The 19,089-nt window shown below is 71.9% G+C and carries 19 protein-coding genes; 10 read left to right on the top strand and 9 right to left on the bottom strand.

Annotated features, from left to right (window positions below; all coding sequences use genetic code 11):
• Positions 1 to 155 precede the first annotated feature (155 nt).
• The 4 genes from FFT21_RS09725 to FFT21_RS09710 all read left to right on the top strand — a co-directional run bounded on the left by FFT21_RS09725 (position 156) and on the right by FFT21_RS09710 (position 3,061).
• The gene (locus FFT21_RS09725) at positions 156 to 1,022 is read left to right on the top strand and encodes a helix-turn-helix domain-containing protein (RefSeq protein WP_137813468.1); all 867 of its coding nucleotides are present in this window, start codon (positions 156 to 158) and stop codon (positions 1,020 to 1,022) included.
• A complete protein-coding gene (locus FFT21_RS09720; protein ID WP_137813467.1) occupies positions 1,019 to 1,222 on the top strand; it encodes a DUF397 domain-containing protein in 204 nt (67 codons plus the stop codon). Before FFT21_RS09725 ends, FFT21_RS09720 begins: the two co-directional genes overlap by 4 nt.
• 110 nt (positions 1,223 to 1,332) lie before the next feature.
• Entirely contained in the window at positions 1,333 to 2,523 is a 1,191-nt protein-coding gene (locus tag FFT21_RS09715; RefSeq protein WP_137813466.1) for an alpha/beta hydrolase family protein, read from the top strand.
• A 37-nt stretch (positions 2,524 to 2,560) separates the two neighbouring features.
• A complete protein-coding gene (locus tag FFT21_RS09710; protein ID WP_137813465.1) occupies positions 2,561 to 3,061 on the top strand; it encodes a tetratricopeptide repeat protein in 501 nt (166 codons plus the stop codon).
• Between the two features lie 6 nt (positions 3,062 to 3,067).
• Here the strand turns inward: FFT21_RS09710 and FFT21_RS09705 are convergent, their stop codons facing one another.
• The 5 genes from FFT21_RS09705 to FFT21_RS09685 form a co-directional block, all read right to left on the bottom strand.
• Positions 3,068 to 3,424 (bottom strand): VOC family protein, encoded by a 357-nt coding sequence (locus FFT21_RS09705; protein WP_137813464.1) that lies wholly within the window; start codon positions 3,422 to 3,424, stop codon positions 3,068 to 3,070.
• 15 nt (positions 3,425 to 3,439) lie between these two features.
• A complete protein-coding gene (locus FFT21_RS09700; RefSeq protein WP_137813463.1) occupies positions 3,440 to 4,327 on the bottom strand; it encodes an amino acid ABC transporter permease in 888 nt (295 codons plus the stop codon).
• On the bottom strand, positions 4,324 to 4,971 hold the full coding sequence (locus tag FFT21_RS09695; protein WP_137813595.1) for an amino acid ABC transporter permease: 648 nt from the start codon (positions 4,969 to 4,971) through the stop codon (positions 4,324 to 4,326). Before FFT21_RS09695 ends, FFT21_RS09700 begins: the two co-directional genes overlap by 4 nt.
• A 72-nt stretch (positions 4,972 to 5,043) precedes the next feature.
• Positions 5,044 to 5,934 carry a glutamate ABC transporter substrate-binding protein gene (locus FFT21_RS09690; protein ID WP_137813462.1) on the bottom strand — a complete coding sequence of 297 codons (891 nt, stop codon included), beginning with the start codon at positions 5,932 to 5,934 and terminating at the stop codon, positions 5,044 to 5,046.
• 46 nt (positions 5,935 to 5,980) lie between these two features.
• Complete coding sequence (locus FFT21_RS09685) at positions 5,981 to 6,709, bottom strand: amino acid ABC transporter ATP-binding protein (protein ID WP_192909451.1); 729 nt, start codon at positions 6,707 to 6,709, stop codon at positions 5,981 to 5,983.
• A gap of 163 nt (positions 6,710 to 6,872) precedes the next feature.
• Between FFT21_RS09685 and FFT21_RS09680 the strand changes: the two genes are divergently transcribed.
• Positions 6,873 to 7,622, top strand: coding sequence for a response regulator transcription factor (locus FFT21_RS09680; protein WP_137813460.1), 750 nt, complete (start codon positions 6,873 to 6,875; stop codon positions 7,620 to 7,622).
• A gap of 12 nt (positions 7,623 to 7,634) precedes the next feature.
• Positions 7,635 to 9,029 (top strand): sensor histidine kinase, encoded by a 1,395-nt coding sequence (locus FFT21_RS09675; RefSeq protein ID WP_137813459.1) that lies wholly within the window; start codon positions 7,635 to 7,637, stop codon positions 9,027 to 9,029.
• A gap of 31 nt (positions 9,030 to 9,060) precedes the next feature.
• On the opposite strand, the gene FFT21_RS09670 is transcribed toward FFT21_RS09675, so the two are convergent.
• Complete coding sequence (locus tag FFT21_RS09670) at positions 9,061 to 10,020, bottom strand: TAXI family TRAP transporter solute-binding subunit (RefSeq protein WP_307722913.1); 960 nt, start codon at positions 10,018 to 10,020, stop codon at positions 9,061 to 9,063.
• A 171-nt stretch (positions 10,021 to 10,191) separates the two neighbouring features.
• Positions 10,192 to 11,199: a S1 family peptidase gene (locus FFT21_RS09665; RefSeq protein ID WP_137813458.1), complete on the bottom strand. Its 1,008-nt coding sequence runs from the start codon at positions 11,197 to 11,199 to the stop codon at positions 10,192 to 10,194.
• A 646-nt stretch (positions 11,200 to 11,845) separates the two neighbouring features.
• On the opposite strand from FFT21_RS09665, the gene miaB reads away from it, so the two are divergent.
• Complete coding sequence (gene miaB, locus FFT21_RS09660; RefSeq protein WP_137813593.1) at positions 11,846 to 13,324, top strand: tRNA (N6-isopentenyl adenosine(37)-C2)-methylthiotransferase MiaB; 1,479 nt, start codon at positions 11,846 to 11,848, stop codon at positions 13,322 to 13,324.
• Positions 13,325 to 13,391: 67 nt separating this feature from the next.
• Entirely contained in the window at positions 13,392 to 13,910 is a 519-nt protein-coding gene (locus tag FFT21_RS09655; protein ID WP_137813457.1) for an Rv2732c family membrane protein, read from the top strand.
• On the opposite strand, the gene FFT21_RS09650 is transcribed toward FFT21_RS09655, so the two are convergent.
• Both FFT21_RS09650 and FFT21_RS09645 read right to left on the bottom strand, forming a co-directional pair.
• Positions 13,907 to 15,562, bottom strand: coding sequence for an NPCBM/NEW2 domain-containing protein (locus tag FFT21_RS09650; protein WP_443093357.1), 1,656 nt, complete (start codon positions 15,560 to 15,562; stop codon positions 13,907 to 13,909). The two genes, FFT21_RS09655 and FFT21_RS09650, sit on opposite strands and share 4 nt — an antisense overlap.
• A gap of 383 nt (positions 15,563 to 15,945) precedes the next feature.
• On the bottom strand, positions 15,946 to 17,274 hold the full coding sequence (locus tag FFT21_RS09645; RefSeq protein WP_137813456.1) for a DUF349 domain-containing protein: 1,329 nt from the start codon (positions 17,272 to 17,274) through the stop codon (positions 15,946 to 15,948).
• 176 nt (positions 17,275 to 17,450) lie between these two features.
• Here FFT21_RS09645 and FFT21_RS09640 point away from each other — a divergent pair, with 176 nt between their 5' ends.
• Together FFT21_RS09640 and miaA are read left to right on the top strand one after the other, a co-directional pair.
• Positions 17,451 to 18,176 (top strand): class III extradiol ring-cleavage dioxygenase family protein, encoded by a 726-nt coding sequence (locus FFT21_RS09640; RefSeq protein ID WP_137813455.1) that lies wholly within the window; start codon positions 17,451 to 17,453, stop codon positions 18,174 to 18,176.
• Complete coding sequence (miaA, locus tag FFT21_RS09635; protein WP_137813454.1) at positions 18,173 to 19,087, top strand: tRNA (adenosine(37)-N6)-dimethylallyltransferase MiaA; 915 nt, start codon at positions 18,173 to 18,175, stop codon at positions 19,085 to 19,087. Before FFT21_RS09640 ends, miaA begins: the two co-directional genes overlap by 4 nt.
• Positions 19,088 to 19,089: the final 2 nt, after the last annotated feature.

Raw genomic sequence — 19,089 nt, 5'->3', positions numbered from 1 at the left:
CCGGTGCCGTGTCCCGTCGGCGCGGCACCAGGCGGGAGTGCATTCCCGCCGACGGGTTACGCCAGGGAAAACCGGCGCGACGGGCTGCGGCGTTGGGGTGGATCTTGGTGTCGTTCGTCGCCGCTGCGCGGTTCGGCGCAATAGCGTTGCGCGCCATGAAGGCTCAGCAGAGGTCCACGGTGCGCCTGCGGGAGTTGGGCGACGAACTGCGCCAGGCGCGGGTGCGGGCCGGGTTCAGCGGGTCCGAGTTGGCGCGCCGGCTCGGCTGGTCGCGCCCACGGCTGACGCTGATGGAAACCGGGCGGCGCACCACCCCGGAGGCCAACGTCTTCCTGTACCTGGGCCAGTGCCGGGCCGACGCGGAGACGGTGGAGCGGGTCAAGCAACTGGTCCGGGAACGGGACACCGGCTACCTGCTCAGGCCGCACCAGCCGTACCTCCCGGATGAACTCAGCACGATGATCATGCTGGAAAGTGCGGCGACCGCGATCAGTGGCTACGAGCCGGTGCTCATCAGCGGCTTACTCCAGACCGAGGACTACGCTCGGGCGATCATGGCACGGTTCTGGGACGGCCCGGCGGCGGAGTTGGAGCCGTTCGTGGCGGCCCGGATGGCCCGGCAGAGTGTGTTGCAGCGGTGGCGTCCCCCGCAGGCCACGTTCTACCTCCACGAGGCCGCGCTGCACCACGTGGTCGGTGGCCTGCAGGTCATGCATGAGCAGATGCTCCGGCTCGCGCTGATGGCGAACTGGTCGCAGGTGACCATCCGCGTGGTGCCGCTGTCCGCGCCCGCCTCGCCTGCCCTGGGTTATCCGGCCAGGCTCCTGGAGTTCGCCGACCACGACCCGGTGGCGCACGCGGACACCGATACGGCCACCGTCTTCCTGGAGGACCCGGCCGCGATCCGCGTGTACCGCCGCAAGTTCAACTGCATCGCCGACGTGGCCCTGGGCGTGGAAGAATCCCGGTCGTTGTTTGCCCAGTGGGCAAACACTAGACCGGCCAGGGGAGGCCCGGCATGACAACTCGGCGCCCGGGGCGCATGGCGTGGCGTAAGAGCAGCCGCAGCGGTGGTCCGACGAAGGACTGCGTCGAGGTGGCGGTCGGCGAGGCCAGCGTGGGCGTGCGGGACTCCAAGAACGTCACCGGTCCGGTGCTGGATTTCCCCCGGCGCAACTGGAATGCCTTCCTCGCCGCGGCCAAGGCTGACCGACTTCGGTAGCAACCCGGGGGAGTGAACCCCGGCGATCACGGCCGTGTGTGGGCGGCCGGACGGGTTGGAGCGTGCCATGGTGAACGCGTGCGCCGTCCCGGAAGGCCCGCGAAGCCCGCATGAAGGCACTGTTCGACGATCCGCTGTGGCAGATGTTCGCCGAGCGGGCGCTGGCCACGATGCCCCGGGGTGGTGCCGAGTACGGCGAGTGCGCCGCCACCGCCGCACGAATCGCGGGCGGTGACGCGGACGGCTGGTACGCGGCATGGATGGAGACCGCCGATCGGGTGGAACGGCTCGGCGACGCCAGCGCCGAGCGGGGCCACCGGGTGAGCGCGCGCGAGGCGTACCTGCGGGCCAGCACCTACTACCGGGTCTCGTTCTACCCGCTGTTCGGCGCGCCGGTCGATCCGCGCCTGGTCACCGCGTTCGACCTGGAGGCGTCCTGTTTCGACAAGTTCGCCGCGCTGGCGGCCCCACCGATGGAGCGGGTGGAGGTGCCGTTCGAGGGCACCACGCTGCCCGGTTACCTGTGCCTGGCGGACGACTCCGCAACCGCGCGGCCGACCCTGGTCGCTGTGAACGGGTACGACTCCAACATCCACGAGATGTACTTCTCGCACGCCGTGCCCGCCGTCCGGCGCGGCTACCACTGCATGCTGGTCGACGGTCCCGGTCAGGGCCGGGCGCTGATCAAGCAGGGCCTGCACATGCGGCCGGACTGGGAGACCGTCATCCGGCCGGTCCTCGACTACGCGGTCGGAAGGGTCGAGGTCGACCCGGGCCGGATCGCGGTGATGGGCTGGAGCTTCGGCGGCTTCCTCGCGCCCCGCGCGGCCAGCGGTGACCGCCGGATCGCCGCGCTGGTGGCCGACCCGGGGCAGTGGGAGCCGCTGGACGCGATGCGCGCCGTGCTGCCGCCCGACCTCGCCGCCCGGCTGCCCGAGGTCGACCCGCACGAACTGGAGCCGTTCTTCGTGCGGGCCGCCGCGTCGCCGCCGGTGCGCTGGCGGCTGTTCCAGCGCGGCCTGTGGGTGCACGGCGTTCCCGGCCCCGCCGAGTACATCGCCGAGTTGGCCCGCTACCGCATCGCCGACGTTGTCGAGCGGATCACCTGCCCGACCATGGTGGCCTGGGCGGAGGGTGACCCGATCGCGGTCGGCGCGGAGCGGCTGTTCGACGCGCTGCGCTGCGAGAAGACGCTCGTCCGCTACACCGCCGCGGACGGCGCCGCCGGGCACTGCGAGGCGTGGAACCGGTCCCTGTTCGACCAGCGCACCTTCGACTGGCTCGACGAGGTTCTGCGATAGCCACCCGGGCGGCGTCGCGACCTGGCAGGCTGATGCGGTGAGCGAGGCGGATTGGGAGGGGCGGCTGGCCGGCGCGTGGGCGTCGTTCGACCAGTACGGCGAGGCGGAGTTCCTGACGCTGATCGAGAAGCTGGCGGCGGAGCTGCCCCCGGACGACCCGGTGGGCGTTTTCGAGCGGGCCTGCTCGCTGGACTCGACCGGTCACTCGGACCGGGCCGTGCCGCTGTACCGGGAGGCGCTGGACCGCGGGCTCACCGGTGAGCGGCGGCGTCGCGCGGTGATCCAGCTGGCGAGCAGCCTGCGGAACATCGGCAAGCCGGAAGAGAGCGTCGCCCTGCTGCGCGCGGAGATGGAGGCCGGCCACGACCACCTGGACGACGCGGTGCGGGCCTTCCTGGCCCTGGCCCTGGTGGACGTCGGACACGAGCGGGAGGCGGTGTCGTTGGCGCTCGGCGCGCTCGCTCCGCACCTGCCGCGCTACCAGCGGTCGCTGGCCAACTACGCGCGGCTGCTCGGGTCTGCGGATGCGGGCGAGTGACCCGCGTCAGCGGTGGTCGATCACGCAGAACCGGTTGCCCTCGGGGTCCGCGAGCACCACGAAGTCCGCGCCCTCCGGGTAGTCGGCCCAGTCCACGCGGGTCGCACCGAGGGCGAGCAACCGGTCCACCTCGCCGGCCTGGTCGGCGGTGTAGAGGTCCAGGTGCACCCGTGGCCGGTCCTGCACCGGTGTCTCGGACCGTCCCAGCGAGATGTTCGGGCCGTCGCCGGACGGCGGGGTGAGCACCACCCACGTGTCGTCGGGTTCGTCGCGCGGCACGTAACCCAGCGCCCGTGTCCAGAAGTCCATGGCGCGCCGGACGTCCGACACGCCCAGCACGACCGATCCCACGCGCAGCGTCATGCGCCGATTCTGCCTCTACTCCGCCTGCAGGGTGTCGATCTTCAGCTCGTCCTGCGTCTCCGCCACGGTCGGCTTGGCAACGGCGGCCCCCGCGTAGCGGACCTTCCGGCGGTTGCGCCGCTCCAGGTAGTTGGCCAGCCAGGACAGCAGCATGCAGAGCGAGATGTAGACGGCGGCGACCACCATGGCGGTGGGAATGATCGGCCGGCCGAACTCGCCCAGTCCGCCGAGGTAGCGCGCCTCGAACAGCAGCTCCTGGTAGGTGATCAGGAAGCCGAGTGCGGTGTCCTTGAGCAGCACGACGAGCTGGCTGATGATGGTCGGCAGCATCGCCCGCACCGCCTGCGGCAGCAGCACGGTGGTCATCACCTGGCTCTTGCGCAGGCCCAGCGCGTAGGCGGCCTCGCTCTGGCCCTTCGGCATCGCCTCGACGCCGGCCCGGAACACTTCGGCCAGCACCGAGCCGTTGTACAGGGTCAGCCCGATCACCAGCGACCAGAAGACGCCGACGGTGACGCCGGCCTTCGGCAGCGCGTAGTACAGCGTGAAGATCAGGATGACCAGCGGGATGGCGCGGAAGAACTCCACCACCACGGCGGCCGGCGCCCGCAGCCAGGCGTGGTCGGACAACCGGGCCAGCGCGAACACCGCGCCGAAGACCAGCGCCAGCGCGGCGCCCACGACGAACGCGGACAGCGTGGCCTTCAGCGCGTTGAGCAGGTCGAGCTGGATCGTCTGGTACTCCAGCCAACTCCACTTCAGCGGGTCGAACTGGCCGGTGGCCGCGAAGCGGTAGCCGATGAACCCGAGGACGGCGATAACCACCAGGCTGGCCACCACCCCGAAGGTCGCGTTGCGTGCCTTCGCCTTCGGGCCGGGAATGTCGTAGAGGACGGAACTCATCGGGCGACCCTCCAGCGCTTCTCCAGGGTGCGCTGCATGGCGCTGAGCGGCAGCACGAGGATGAGGAAGCCGATCACGATCCACAGCATGCCGAGCAGGATCGGCTCGCCACGCTCGGACAGCGCCGGGGTGATCGCACCGGCCTCGTGCACCGAGAACCCGGCGGCGATCGTGGTGTTCTTCAGCAGAGCGATCATCACGCTGGTCAGCGGCGGCACCACGGAACGGAACGCCTGCGGCACGACCACGCTGATCAGCGTCTGCGGGAAGGTCAGGCCCAGCGCGCGGGACGCCTCACCCTGGCCGAGCGGCACGGTGTTGATTCCCGCACGCACCGTCTCACAGACGAACGCCGCAGTGTAGACGGTCAGCGACACGACCGCGAGGGTGAAGAACGACAGCTCCACCAGGCCCAGCCGCGGGTAGGCGAACACGAAGAAGAAGAACACCAGGGTCAGCGGCGTGTTGCGGACGATGTTCACGTAGCCGGCTCCGGCCGTCCGCAGCACCGGCACCGGGCTGACCCGCATGGTGGCCAGGATCGTGCCGAGCACCAGCGAACCGATGGCGGCCAGCGCGAACAGTTCGATCGTGCTGACGAAACCCTCGGCGAACAGTGGCCAGTTGTTGACCAGGACGTCGATCACGGCTTGCCCCTCGGACGCCTCGCCCGGCGGGCGGCCCCGGCGAACCGGGACCGCCCCACCGTGGCCTGATCAGTAACGGTCGATCTGCGGCGGCGTCGGCGCGGGCGAACCCGACTTGCCGAGCGTGGCGTCGTAGATCTGCTTCCAGGTGCCGTCCTGCTCGGCCTGCTGCAGGACGTCGTCGATCTTCGTCCGCAGCGCCTTGTCGTCGTGCGCCAGGCCGACGCCGTACGGCTCCTGGGAGAACGGCTTGCCGACCACCTTGAGCTGGTCGGGGCTCTGCGCGGCGTAGCCCTTGAGGATCGCGTCGTCCGTGGTCACCACGTCGACCTGCTTGGAGAGCAACTGGTCGACGCATTGCTGGTAGCCCTGGAACTCGACGATGTTGTTGGGCTCGGTCAACTGCTGGTCGCGCACCCGCTGGATCGGCGTGGAGCCGGTCACCGAGCAGACCTTCTTGCCCTTCAGGCTCGTCGGCCCGGTGATGGAGGTGTCGTCCTTGCGCACCAGGAGGTCCTGGCCGGCCATGTAGTACGGCCCGGCGAAGGACACCTGCTGCTTCCGCTTGTCGTTGATGGTGTACGTACCGACGTAGAAGTCCACGTCGCCGTTCTGGATCGCCTGCTCGCGCGACTGCGACGGGATCGGCTTATAGTCGATCTTGTCCTCGCCGTAGCCCAGCTTGGCCGCGACCAGCTTGGCGATCTCGATGTCGAAGCCTTCGTACTTGTGCGTGGTCGGGTTGAGCTGACCCAGGTAGGGCTGGTCCTGCTTGACCCCGATCACCACCCGGCCGCGCGCCTTGATCTTGTCGAACGTCGGCGACCCGTCAACCGTGACGCCGGTTGCCGGGGCCTGCGACGGGGCCGACCCCAGCTGGCTGGGGCCACCCTGCTTGCCGCATGCGGTCAGGGCGAGGCTGCCGACCAGCAACCCCACCGCCAGAGTGCGAACCCTCATCCCGATTCTCCTGCTCTTTCTCGGCGACGCCGACGGCGCCGCCAACTCAGTGGGTCAGGATCTTGCCCAGGAAATCCTTGGCCCGGTTCGATTTCGGTGCGCCGAAGAATTCCTCGGGCGGGGCGTCCTCGACGATCTCACCGTCGGACATGAACACCACCCGATGCGCGGCGCGGCGGGCGAAACCCATCTCGTGGGTGACCACCAGCATGGTCATGCCCTCGCTGGCGAGCGTGGTCATCACGTCCAGCACCTCGTTGATCATCTCGGGGTCGAGTGCCGAGGTGGGCTCGTCGAACAGCATGACCTTGGGCCGCATGGCCAGCGCCCTGGCGATCGCGGCGCGCTGCTGCTGGCCGCCGGACAGCTGAGCCGGGTACTTCTCCGCCTGGTCCGCGATGCCGACCCGTTCCAGCAGTTCGACGGCGGTCTTCCTGGCCTCCGCCTGGCTCACCTTACGCACCTTGACCGGCCCGAGCATGACATTCTCGACGATGGTCTTGTGGGCGAACAGATTGAAGGTCTGGAACACCATGCCGACATCGGCACGCAGCCGGGCGAGTTGCCTACCCTCCGCGGGTAGCGGCTGGCCGTCGACCTCGATCGTGCCCGAGTCGATGGACTCCAAACGGTTGATCGTGCGACACAGCGTGGACTTCCCCGAACCGGAGGGACCCAGGACCACGACGACCTCGCCCCGGGACACTTCCAGGTTGATGTCCTTGAGGACATGCAGGGGGCCGAAATGCTTCTGCACGCCAACCATCCGGATCATGGGCGGCGACGGTGTCGCGGTCATCGGTCCCTCCAGAGCAGGATGGCTGTGCGTAGGCGGGAAACGTAGGTGTGCCGTACCGCGCCAGTCCAGCCGGCTTGAGCAAGACTTAGGGTCTCAACTTTGTCACACAATCGGATGATTTGTCGGGAGGAAGAACAAGGTGCACGTGCTCCTCGTGGAGGACGACGACAGAGTCGCCGACGCCCTCGTCCCGGCGCTGAACCGGCGGGGCTTCACGGTGGACCGGCTCGCCGAGGGGCGGGGAGTGCTGGAGCACCTGTCCGGGGTGGACGTGGTGCTGCTCGACCTCGGCCTCCCGGACGTCAACGGCGTCACTCTCTGCCGCCAGATCCGTGCGGCCAGTGACGTGGCGATCATCGTGGTGTCCGCGCGTGGCGAGGTGGACGATCGCATCCTCGGCCTGCACGCCGGCGCGGACGACTACCTGGTGAAGCCGTACGACGTCGGCGAGTTGGTGGCCCGGGTGCACGCGGTGCGGCGGCGGCGCGCCGACCCCGGGCCGGGCGCGGCGGCCTCCGAGGTGGTCCGCGTCGGCGATGTCGAGGTGGACCTGAGCCGGCACGAGGTCACCGTGGCCGGCCAACCGGTGTCGCTGTCCCGCAAGGAGTTCCAGGTGCTCGCGCTGGTGGTCGGCGCGGGCGGCGCGGTGTGCACCCGGGAGCGGATCCTGGTCGAGGTGTGGGGCCGGAGCTGGCCGGGCGCGAACCGCACCCTGGATGTGCACGTGGCCACGTTACGGACCAAGCTCGGCCGGCCGTGGCTGGTGGAGACCGTGCGCGGGGTCGGCTACCGGCTGGGGAAGGCACCCGCCGACACGCCGGCCGCGACACCGGAGCGGACCGTGGACGAGGCCGGGCCCGACGCCGGGGACGCGTCGGCCGGGCGGTAGGGGCGGTGTGGCGTGCGGTCCCGGCTGCTCGGCGTGGTGCTCTCGCTGGTCGTGCTGGTCGTGGTGGGCATGGGCATCCCGCTCGGCGCCAGCGTGGCCGGCAGCGAGCAGCGCCGGCTGTTCCTGGACCGGCTCACCGACACCAGCTGGTTCGCCTCGCTGGCCCAGCGGCCGCTGCTGGACGACCAGCCGTGGCTGATGGCCCCGGAACTGCGCCGGTACGACGATGTCTACGGCATCGCCGTGGCGGTCTTCGACCGGGACGGGCAGATCGTGGCCGCCTCGCGGGACGGCATCGACGTGGCGTCCACGCCCGTGCGGGACGCGGTGAACGCGGCGCTGGCCGGCCGGTTCCCCGAGGCCGGCTCGCTGCTGCTGCCCTGGGACGCCAGGCCGCTGGTGCTGGCCGAACCGGTGCTGGTGGACGGCGAGGTGCGCGGCGCGGCGGTGACCGTGTCACCGACCGGCGGCAGCCGCACCCGGGTGCTCGAGCAGTGGGGCCTGCTGGTACTGGGCGCGGTGCTGGCGCTCGGCCTCGCGGTGATGCTCGCGCTGCCAGTGGTGCGCTGGACGCTGCGGCCGGTGCGCCGGCTGGACGACGCCACCGGGGCGCTGCTCGCCGCGGTCGTCTCCGGCCGGGAGGTGAAGCCGGTCGGCGCCGGCGGTGGACCGCCCGAGCTGCGCCAGCTCAGCCGCTCCTTCGACCAGATGGCCGCCCAGGTCAGCGAGGTGCTGGCCGCCCAGCGGGCGTTCGTCGCGGACGCCTCCCACCAGCTCCGCAACCCGCTCACCGCGCTGCGGCTGCGGCTGGGCAACCTGGAGGGCCACGTGGACGCCGAGGCCGGGCCGCACCAGGTCGCCGCGGTCGCGGAGACCGACCGGCTGAACCAGATCCTGGACGAGCTGCTGGCCATGGCCCGGGCCGAGGGCAGCTCGGTGGACCCGGTGCCGGTGGACGTGGACCGGGTGGTGGCCGACCGGCTGAGCGCCTGGCAGGTGGCGGCCACCGCGCGTGGTGTCGGGCTGGTGCTCGCCGGCGAGCGCGGCGGCACCGCGCTCGCCCCGCCCCGCGGCCTGGAGACCGCGCTGGACGCGCTGCTGGACAACGCGCTGAAGTTCACCGGGGAGGACACCCTGGTCGAGGTGGACGTGCGGCGCCGGGACGGCTGGGTGCGGGTGGCGGTCCGGGACCACGGCCCCGGCCTGCGGCCGGAGGAGCTGGACCGGGCCACCGACCGGTTCTGGCGCAGCCAGGCCCACCAGAACGTGGGCGGCTCCGGGCTGGGATTGGCCATCGTGCGGCAGCTCGTGGAACGCGTCGGCGGCACCGTCGAACTCGATCTCCCCGAGGGCGGCGGCCTGCGGGTCACCGTCCGACTTCCCGCCGACTCGGACGGTCACCGGTGACACCGGCGCGCGCCGTGCCCGGCAGGACGCGTCACACCTTGACCGCGCGGTAGTACCGCAGCGCGCCCGGATGCAGCGGCACCGGCGCCGTCTCGATCGCCGCGCGCACGTCGATCGACCGCGCCGCCACGTTCGCCTTCACCAGCGCCGGCTGGGCGTCGAAGACCCCCCGCACCAGCGCCTCCGCCACGTCGTCCGGCATCGCGTCGGTGACCAGCAGGTAGTTGTGCACCACCAGGGTGGTGACCGGGCCGGCGTTCGGCAGCCCGTAGGCGGAGGCCGGCACCGTGGCCGAGCTGTAGTCCGGGTAGCGCTGGCGCAGCGTGGGCACCACGTCGGAAAGGTCCAGCATGCGCAGCGGCACGGACTTGGCCAGCTCGGTGACCCCGCCGGTGGGCAGGCCGCCGGACCAGAAGAACGCGTCGATCCGGCCGTCGCGCAGCGCGTTCAGCGACTCGTCGATGCCGAGTTGCTGGGCCTGCAGGTCGTTCTTCTCGGACAGGCCGGCCGCGGTGAGCAGCCGCTGCGCGATCACCTGGACGCCGGAGTTGGGCAGGCCGATCGACACGCGCAGCCCGCGCAGGTCGGCCAGCCGGCGCGCCGGGACGTCGGCACGCACCACGAGTTGCACGTAGTCGTCGTAGATGCGGGCCAGCGCGCGGATGGCGTGCTGGCCGGGCCGCGGGCCGCCGGCCGCCGCGGCGGAGGCCACGTCCGCCGCGGAGAAGCCCACGTCCGCGGTGCCGGCCCGGAGCCGGTCGACGTTGTCCACCGAGGCGGCGGTGGACAGCACCGTGGGCCGGGGAATGCCGAGCTGCCCGGTCCACGCGTCGGCCAGCGTGTTGCCGAGGACGTAGTAGACGCCCTGGGTGCCGCCGGTGGCGATGGACAGCCGCAGCCCGGTGAACGCGTCCCGGCATCCGCTGAGCGCGGTCAGCAGCGTCACGGCGACGACCGCCGCGACGCCGAACCGACCGGCCAGGCGCGACACGCCAGCATCGTGCCACGGCGCCGCGCCATCCGGATCCGCCTCCCGGTGCCCCGCGGGGGGCCGGAGAGCGATCACGCGGTTCGGAACGCGCGTCGGCGCGCAGCGCGGAAGCGGGGGTCGCGAGACAGATTCGGTCTCGTGACCCCCGCTACACGTAGCGCGTTCCGCGGGTCAGCAGGGCCCTCCCGGCGGGAACGGAGGCATGCCGGGCGGGCCGACAGGGGGCATCGGCGGCTGGCCACCCGGAGGGGTCGGCTCGCCACCGCCCGGCGGCATCGGGGACGGCGGCTCGCCACCCGGCGGGGTGGGAACCGGCGGCTGACCGCCCGGCGGGGTTGGCGACGGCGGCTGGCCGCCCGGCGGCGTCGGCTGGCCACCCGGCGGCTGCGAGCCGCCGCCGGAGCTCATGGTCTGCTTGATCCAGTCCGTGTGCGCCACGACGTTGGTGTAGATGCCGGGCTTGTCCGGACAGTTCTGGGCCTGACCACGGCTGGTCGCGCCGACTAGGGCCCACCCGTCACCGTCGTGCACCACGGCCGGACCACCCGAGTCGCCGTAGCAGGCGCTCGCCTTGCCGCCCTGGTTGTCGATGCACAGCTCACGCTGCGCATCGAACGCGCCGCCGTTGCACTGCGACGGGTCGACCGTCTTGGTGTCCAACTGCTGCAGTTGCTGCGGCGGCTCGCCACACCCCTGGCTCGGACAGGTCTGTCCCCAGCCGATCAGCCGCAGCGCGGTGCCCGGCGTAGGGGACGTGCCAGCGATCTTGACCGGTGCCGCCTGCACCGCCTGGGGCAGGTGGATCAGCGCAATGTCATAGCCGGCCTGCGTCTGGCTCGCCTGCGGATTGGGCACGAACTTGTCCGGGGTGACGAACTCGCCGCCGCTGGTGCGGTCGGTCGAACCGATCCGGATCCGCATGTTGCTGGGCTGCTGCCCTTCCACGCAGTGCGCGGCGGTGACCAGCCACTGCTTGTCGATCAGTGAGGCGCCGCAGTGATGTTGACCGTCGGGCGACTGCAGAGACGCCATGAAGCTGTAGGTCTGCGTCGCCGGGGTACCGCCGATGATGAACGGATGGGCCGGCGAGGCGCTGGCGGCTGGTGCCGCCATCGCCAGGCTGGCCAGCGCTGTCGCGGCGAACGCGAGCAGACCTCGGCCCAGAGAACCTCGGGGCATGTTCTCTCCTTCCATCCCCCGACTCGATGGCCGGGGGACGGATAGAGCCAGGAGCCGGGGGTTTGTGTAGTACGCCGAGATAGTCCCCACCGCGACGACGTCGGCGTTCCGCCAAATGGAGTAACTACATGCGGTAATCGGATGTATGTGAAACGTACAAACGGCTGCGGATCTTATGGCCGTATTCATTGCGCCATAAGGGTTTACGGGGATCGATCAGTCCTGGTAGACGTACCGATCCCGGAGTGGATCATCGTGCTCGCGTCGTCCCCGACGACCTGATCTCGCGGCGCGGGGCGGCACGGCTCCCGGTCGGCGGACCCCTCACGGCCGTCGAAAGGTTGGGAGTCACGGCGCGGGAACTCGCCGGGGTCTCGCGCTCCGTGATGGGGCCTGTACGACGCGTGGCTCGGCACGGTTACGGACGTGCGGGCGCGCGGCGGGACCAACGACCGCGCGTGGCGGATGGCCCGGAGGGATCTAACCTAGGCGCCGGCGGTCCTTCGCGGCGACGGTGCGGACCGCCCGTCCAGAAGATCCACAGGGTGCTTCTCGAACGCGGCTCGCTGGCACGCGATTCAGCCTGTCGCGCCAGCGGAACAGCGGGTTGACCAGGGGATACGGTGTAGGCGTGAGCACGAGCGGCGTGGGTAAGACTTACGAGATCCGCACGTACGGCTGCCAGATGAACGTGCATGACTCCGAGCGGCTGGCCGGGCTGCTGGAGGACGCGGGCTACGTGCCCGTGACCGGCGGCGGCGCCGTGCCCGACGTGGTCGTGTTCAACACCTGCGCGGTGCGGGAGAACGCGGACAACCGGCTGTACGGCAACCTCGGCCACCTCCACCCGGTGAAGAAGCAGCACCCGGGGATGCAGATCGCGGTAGGCGGCTGCCTGGCGCAGAAGGACCGTGGCGAGATCGTCCGCCGCGCCCCGTGGGTGGACGTCGTGTTCGGCACGCACAACATCGGCTCGCTGCCCACGCTGCTGGAACGCGCCCGGCACAACGCCGAGGCTCAGGTCGAGATCCTGGAGTCGCTGGAGGTCTTCCCGTCGACGCTCCCGGCCCGCCGGGAGTCGGCCTACTCGGGCTGGGTGTCGATCTCCGTCGGCTGCAACAACACCTGCACCTTCTGCATCGTGCCCGCGCTGCGCGGCCGGGAGAAGGACCGGCGCCCCGGTGACGTGCTGGCCGAGGTGCGGGCGCTGGTCGCGGAGGGCGTGCTGGAGGTGACGCTGCTCGGGCAGAATGTCAACTCCTACGGCGTCGAGTTCGGCGACCGCTACGCGTTCGGCAAGCTGCTGCGCGCCTGCGGCGAGATCGACGGCCTGGAGCGGGTGCGGTTCACCTCCCCGCATCCCCGTGACTTCACCGACGACGTGATCGCCGCGATGGCGGAGACGCCGAACGTCTGCCACCAGTTGCACATGCCGCTGCAGTCCGGGTCGGACCGGATCCTCAGGGCGATGCGCCGCTCCTACCGGTCCGAGCGGTACCTGTCGATCATCGAGAAGGTCCGCGAGGCCATGCCCGACGCGGCCATCACCACCGACATCATCGTCGGCTTCCCCGGCGAGACCGAGGAGGACTTCCAGGCCACCCTGGACGTGGCGCGCGCGGCGCGGTTCTCCGGCGCGTTCACCTTCCAGTACTCCAAGCGGCCCGGCACCCCGGCGGCGGGCATGGCCGACCAGGTGCCCAAGGAGGTCGTGCAGGACCGTTACGACCGGCTGGTGGCGCTGCAGGAGGAGATCTCCTGGGAGCAGAACAAGCGGCTGGTTGGCGAGACGGTCGAGGTGCTGGTCGCCGAGGGGGAGGGCCGCAAAGACACCGCGACGCACCGGATGAGCGGCCGGGCCCGGGACGGCCGGCTGGTGCACTTCAACCAGGGGGGCGTGGACGGCCCGGTGCGTCCCGGCGACGTGGTGCACGCGACGGTCACCTACGCCGCCCCGCACCACCTGGTCGCGGACGGGCCGCTGGTAGCACACCGGCGCACCCGCGCGGGGGACAACGCCGAGGCGGGCCAGCGCCCGAGGACCTCCGGCGTGAGCCTCGGCCTGCCGTCGTTCGGCCAGCCACCCACGGAGGCCGTCGCCGTCGGGGGGTGCGAGGCTCCCTGATGCGTGCGTCAAGCCGTCTCAGCCAACTAGACCACGTCGCGCGCGAACTCGCGGAGAAGGAGGCACGGTGAACGCCCGGGGAAGTTCCGGCCGCCCGGACGAACCGGACGACATCGCCGAACTGCGCGCCGAGATCGACCAGGTCGAGCGGTCGGTGTTGCGGCGAATCGATCCGGGCGCGCGGGCGCTGGTGATCGCGATCGCCGTGCTGGTGCTGCTGGTGGCCACGGTGCTGCCGTGGGCCGGCGGGACCAGCGGGATGAACGTGCTACTCGGCCAGGCGCCGCCGGGGGTGGGCGTGCTGCCCCGGGTGTTCGGCTACCTGGCGATGGGTTTCGGGGTGCTGGGCTCGGCGCTTGGGCTGACCACCCGGCGGTGGGGTATGTCCTGGGTGTGCGCGCTGGGCTGCTGGCTCGCCCTGGTCGTCGGCGTGCTGTCCATCTGGTCGCAGCAGACCACGCACAGCCACCAGCCCGGCCCCGGACCGGGCGCCGGGCTGGTGCTGGCCGTGCTGTCGTTGCTGGTCATGGCGATCGCCTGGTTCCGCATCGCCTGGTCGCGGCCGCCGAACCTGGCGCGGGGCTAGGCGCAGGTGATCGTGGCATTGCCCCAGTCGGCGTGGTCGTAGTCGGCGGTGTCCCCGCCGTCGAGCACGGTCAGGTGCAGTAAGGCCGCCCCCGACACGTCCGCGCTGATCTGCCTGACACCGTCCGTGCCGCGGAGCAGGCCGCTGTCCGCGACCTTGCGCCCGTCGGCGTAGACCTGGAACACCACCGAGCCGCGGTCGCCGACCTCGTCGTCCACGCCGACGCTCGCGGTGAACCGGGTGCACCTGCTACCGAGGTCGTAGCGGATCTCGCTGCGCGCGTTGGTACCCAGCCCGTGCACGAAGGTGACGCCGCCGACGGTGAGGGTGCGCCCGTCACCGTCGGGCGCCTCGCCGTTGCTGCGGTCCCGTTCCGCCGGCCCCCACGCGTTGCTCATCAGCGCCCAGGGCAGCGCGGACAGCTGGCTGGTACCGGCCGAGGGAGCGGGGGTCGCGCCGAGCCGGCTCACCCGGTAGACCACCGTGCCGTGCGCCGGCACCGACGCGCTGATCGCACCGGTCGTGGTGCGGGACGACCTGCTCCACAGGTCCTGTAGCCGGTACCGGTGGGCGTTGCCCAGGCCGATGGCGGCCGCGGTCGTGCTGATCGTCGCGGTGCCCTCGCCGGCGTTGAACAGCCCCACCGCGACGTCGCCGTTCGCCAGCGGCTTGGCCACCACATAGCGGCCGCCCGCCGCGCTGACCTGCTGGCCCTGGATGCCCAGCGGGTCCTGGTCCACCGCGATCACGTCCCGGTTGGTGAGGATGTCCAGCGTCGCCGAACCGGCCTTGCGCAGATCGGTGCCGATCAGCAGCGGAGCGGCCATCATCGCCCACAGGCTGAAGTGGCTGCGGTACTCGGTGTCGGTCATCCCGCCGTTGCCGACCTCCAGCATGTCCGGGTCGTTCCACGCGCCGGGCCGGGCGTAGCGGGCCAGCGGCAGGTTCTTCTGGAAGATCGACAACATCGTGGCCCAGTTGTCGCCGATGTCGCCGGTGGTGCGCCACGAGTTGCCCACGTTCTGCGCCCACGTCCACGGCTGGTTCTGGCCCCACTCGCAGATGGAGAACAGGATCGGCCGGCCGGTGGCGGCCAGCGCGTCGCGCATCGCGGTGTACCGCTGCCGCGCGTCCACACCCTGGTTGTTGCAGTTGTCGTACTTCAGGTAGTCCACGCCCCAGGACGCCCACAGCGCGGCGTCCTGCCGCTCATGCCCGAGCGCGCCGGGGAACCCGGCCGAGTCGCACGTCTTGGTGCCGGCGCTGGAGTAGAGGCCGAACTTCAGGCCCTTGCTGTGTACGTAGTCGGCGAGCGCCTTGATGCCGTGCGGGAACCGGGCGGGGTCGGGCACCAGGTTGCCGCTCGTGTCCCGCTGCGGGAGAGCCCAGCAGTCGTCGATGTTCACGTACTGGTAGCCGGCGGCCCTGAGGCCGGAGGAGACGAAGATGTCCGCGATGGACTTCACCATCGCCTCGTTGAAGTCGGACCGGCAGTGGGTGGCGTTCCAGTTGTTGAAGCCCATCTGCGGGGTCCGGGCGAGGCCGTTCTCCAGGGCCGACGCGGTCGGGATGAGGGTGGTGGACAGCGTGACGAAGGTCGCCGCCACCAGCATGGCCAACGCGGTGAGCTGGGCGAGCAGGGCTCTGCGCACCGTGCCTCCTCGTCGTCGAGGTGCACGCGCGCCGGCGGAGGGTGCCGCCGACACGAGGCACCGGCAGGGACATTGCGGGGCTCGCGCGAGCGCGGGCGACGGTGCCGTGCGGGCGCGGACCCGGCCAGGTCGGCGGCGGTGAGTCCTGACTGGTCTGGACCTTAGCTGTGTTGATTTATGGTGGTCAATGCTCCGTTCTTCGCATCTGCGCAACCGGACCGAACAGAAACAAACATGGCGATGTGCGCCGAGCGCCCCGCTCGGTCATCCGCGGTGAGCGGATCGAACGGGGCGGAGGTACGGGGATCACGCGAGTGCGCGGCCGGGCTCGCCGGGCACGGGCAGTGACCCGGCAGGATGCGGCAGCCCGGCCGACCAGGCTGTCAGCGGCTGGCGACGGCCTGCTCGGCGGCGGCCAACCACTCCCGCCACTGCGCGGCCTGCGCCTCGGCCTGCTCGGCGCGGCGCGTGTCGCCCGCCGACCGTGCTTTGGCCGCCTGCGACTCGAACTGCTCCACCCGCTCGCGGAACTGCTCGACCCGGGCCTGCGCCTCCGGATCGGTGCGCCGCCACTGCGCGTCCACCGCGGCGCGCACCCGCTCCTCCACGGCGCGAAGCCGACCCTCCAGCTCCCGGATCCGCTCCCGCGGCACCTTGCCGATCTGCTCCCAGCGCTCCTGGATCTTGTAGAGCTGGTTGCGGGCGGCCTCCAGGTCGGCGGAGGGGTCGATCTGCTCCGCCTCGGCCAGCAACTTCTCCTTCTGCCGCGCGTTCTCCGCGAACTCGGCGTCCCGCTCGCTGAACGCGGCGGAGCGCCGGGAGAAGAACCTGTCCTGGGCGCCGCGGAACCGCTTCCACAGGGCGTCGTCGGCGTCCTTGGGTGCCCGGCCGGCGGCCTTCCACTCGGCCATCAGCTCCTTGTACCGGGCCGCCGTGGGACCCCAGTCGTCGGAGTCGGCGAGCTGCTCGGCCTCCTCGACCAGCTCCTGCTTGCGGGCCTTGGCGGTGGCCCGCTGCCGGTCCAGCTCGGCGAAGTGCGAGCCGCGCCGCCGGTTGAACGCGTCGCGGGCCCGGGAGAACCGGCGCCACAGGTGCTCGTCGGTCTTCCGGTCCACGCCGCGAACCGTCTTCCACTCCTCGAGGATCTCCCGCAGCCGGTCGCCCGCGGCCTTCCACTGGGTGGACTCGGCCGCGATGTGCTCAGCCTCCTCGACCAGCGCCTCCTTGCGGGCCACCGCGGCCGCCCTGGCCTCCTCGCGGGCCGCCTTGACGGCCTGCACCGCGTGCTCCGCCTTGGCCACCGCGTAGTCCGCGCGGGCCACCAGCGCCGCCAGGTCGCCCACGACGGCGGCCTCGGCCAGCCCCTCGCGCAGGTGCCTGGCACTGGTCAGCGCCTGCTTCGGGTCGCCGGCGCCCGAGTCGAGCCTGGTCACCAGCAACTCGACCTCGGTGCGCAGGTCGTCGAAGCGCCGGGCGAAGTGCGCCAGGCCCTCGGCCGGCTCACCGGCCTGCCACGAGCCCACCGCCCGCTCGCCCTCGGCGGTGCGCACGTACACTGTGCCGTCCTCGTCCACCCGGCCCCAGCGAGCCGGATCCTCGACGGCGACCGGCACGGTCGGGGGTGCCACCGGCGTCTCGGCCGCCTCGGCCGCAGGGACCACCCGCGCGGTTCCGTTCTCGCTGGTCTCCGGGGTTCCGTCCTGGTCCGTCATGCCGGCTCCCTCCTGCCTGCCCGCCTTTGCCCGCGCCTTCCGCGGGCGCCCCGCCCCGGGCGGGGCCCAGCAACCCGGGCACCGCGACGTTTCGGTCGTCGGATACCCCAGGGGCGAATTCAAACAGGTCAGGGCTCGCCTCGGAACTCCACCTCCGGCCGGTAGCGTGGTCGGGCGTGATCCGACGTGCCGCCGTGGTGCCGCATCCGCCGCTTCTGGTGCCCGAGCTGGTGGCCGGCGCGGCCGCGGAGACCGAGCCGCTGCGGCGGGCCACCGTGGCGGTCGCCGCGGAGTTGGCGCAGGTCGCGGGCGTGTGGCTGGCGGTGGGCGCGGACCCGGCCGGGCCCGTGCGGATCGCCCCGCACACCCGGGGCACGTTCGCCGGCTTCGGGGTGGACGTGCCGGTCACGCTCTCCGCGGACGGCGCGGCGGGAGAAGCCGACCCGCGGCTGCCGCTGCCCGCCCTGGTGGCCGGATGGCTCCGGGAGCGGGCCGGCGCCGAGCGCGTCCACGCCGACCTGGTGCCCCCGGAACTGCCCCCGGCGGACTGTGTCCGCCTCGGCGAGCGCCTCGCCGCCGAGGCGGGCGGGCCGCGACCGGTCGGCCTGCTGGTGCTTGGCGAGGGATCGAACCAGTATGCGGAACACGCCCAGGCGCTGCCGGACCCGCGTGCCGCGCCGTTCGACGAGCAGGTGCGGGACGCGCTGGCCGACGCCGACCCGCGGCGACTGCTCGACCTGGACGTCGCGCCGGCCGCCGAGCTGGGCGCGGCGGGCCGGGCGGCCTGGCAGGTGCTCGCCGGTGCGGCGCTCGCCTCGGGGCACGAGTGGCGCGGCAAGCACGCCGAGCTGCTCAACCCGTTCGGGGTCGCCTACCACATCGCCGTCTGGGACCCGGCATGAGCCGTGCCGAGCCGCGCCCGGTCGCCGTGGTCGGCCCGACGGCCACAGGTAAATCCGAGCTTGGCGTCGAGTTGGCGCTGCGCCTCGGCGGCGAGGTGGTCAACGCGGACGCCATGCAGCTCTACCGGGGCATGGACATCGGCACGGCCAAGATCTCCGAGGTCGAGCGGCAGGGCGTGCCGCACCACCTCATCGACGTGCTGGAGGTGACCGAGACCGCGTCGGTCGCCGCCTACCAGCGGGACGCCCGCGCCACGATCGAGCGGCTGCTCGCCGCCGGCCGGGTGCCGGTGCTGGTCGGCGGCTCGGGGCTCTACGTCCAGGCGGTACTGGACGACCTGCGCTTTCCCGGCACCGACCCGGCGGTGCGGGCCCGGCTGGAGGACGAGTTGGCCCGGGTGGGGCCGGTGACGTTGCACCGCAGGTTGGCCGACGTGGACCCGGTGGCGGCCACCGCCATCCTGCCCGGCAATGGTCGCCGGATCGTGCGCGCCCTGGAAGTGATCGAGATCACCGGTCGCCCGTTCTCGGCCACCATGCCCCGGCCGGGGCCGGCGCACTACGGCACCGTGCTGGTCGGCCTGGACCGCCCGGCCGACGACCTGGACGCCAGGGTGGACGCCAGGGTCGAACGCATGTTCGCCGCCGGCCTGGTGGACGAGGTGCGCGGCTTGGAGGCTAGGGGGCTGCGCGAGGGCAGGACCGCCTCCCGGGCGCTGGGCTACCAGCAGGTGCTCGCCGCGTTGGACGGCCGCTACGACCTGGCCACCGCGGCCGCGGAAACCGCCCGCGCGACCCGCCGGTTCGTCCGCCGGCAGCGCTCCTGGTTCCGCAGGGACCGGCGGATCACCTGGTTCGACGCCGGCCGGCACGACCTGGTCCACGCGGTGTGCCGGCATCTCACCCCGTAGCC

Origin of the sequence: Gandjariella thermophila, assembly GCF_005405885.1 — a bacterium.
GTDB classification, from domain to species: Bacteria; Actinomycetota; Actinomycetes; order Mycobacteriales; family Pseudonocardiaceae; genus Gandjariella; species Gandjariella thermophila.
Note: the sequence above shows the minus strand (reverse complement) of the source record. Positions and strands in the feature narration are given on the sequence as shown.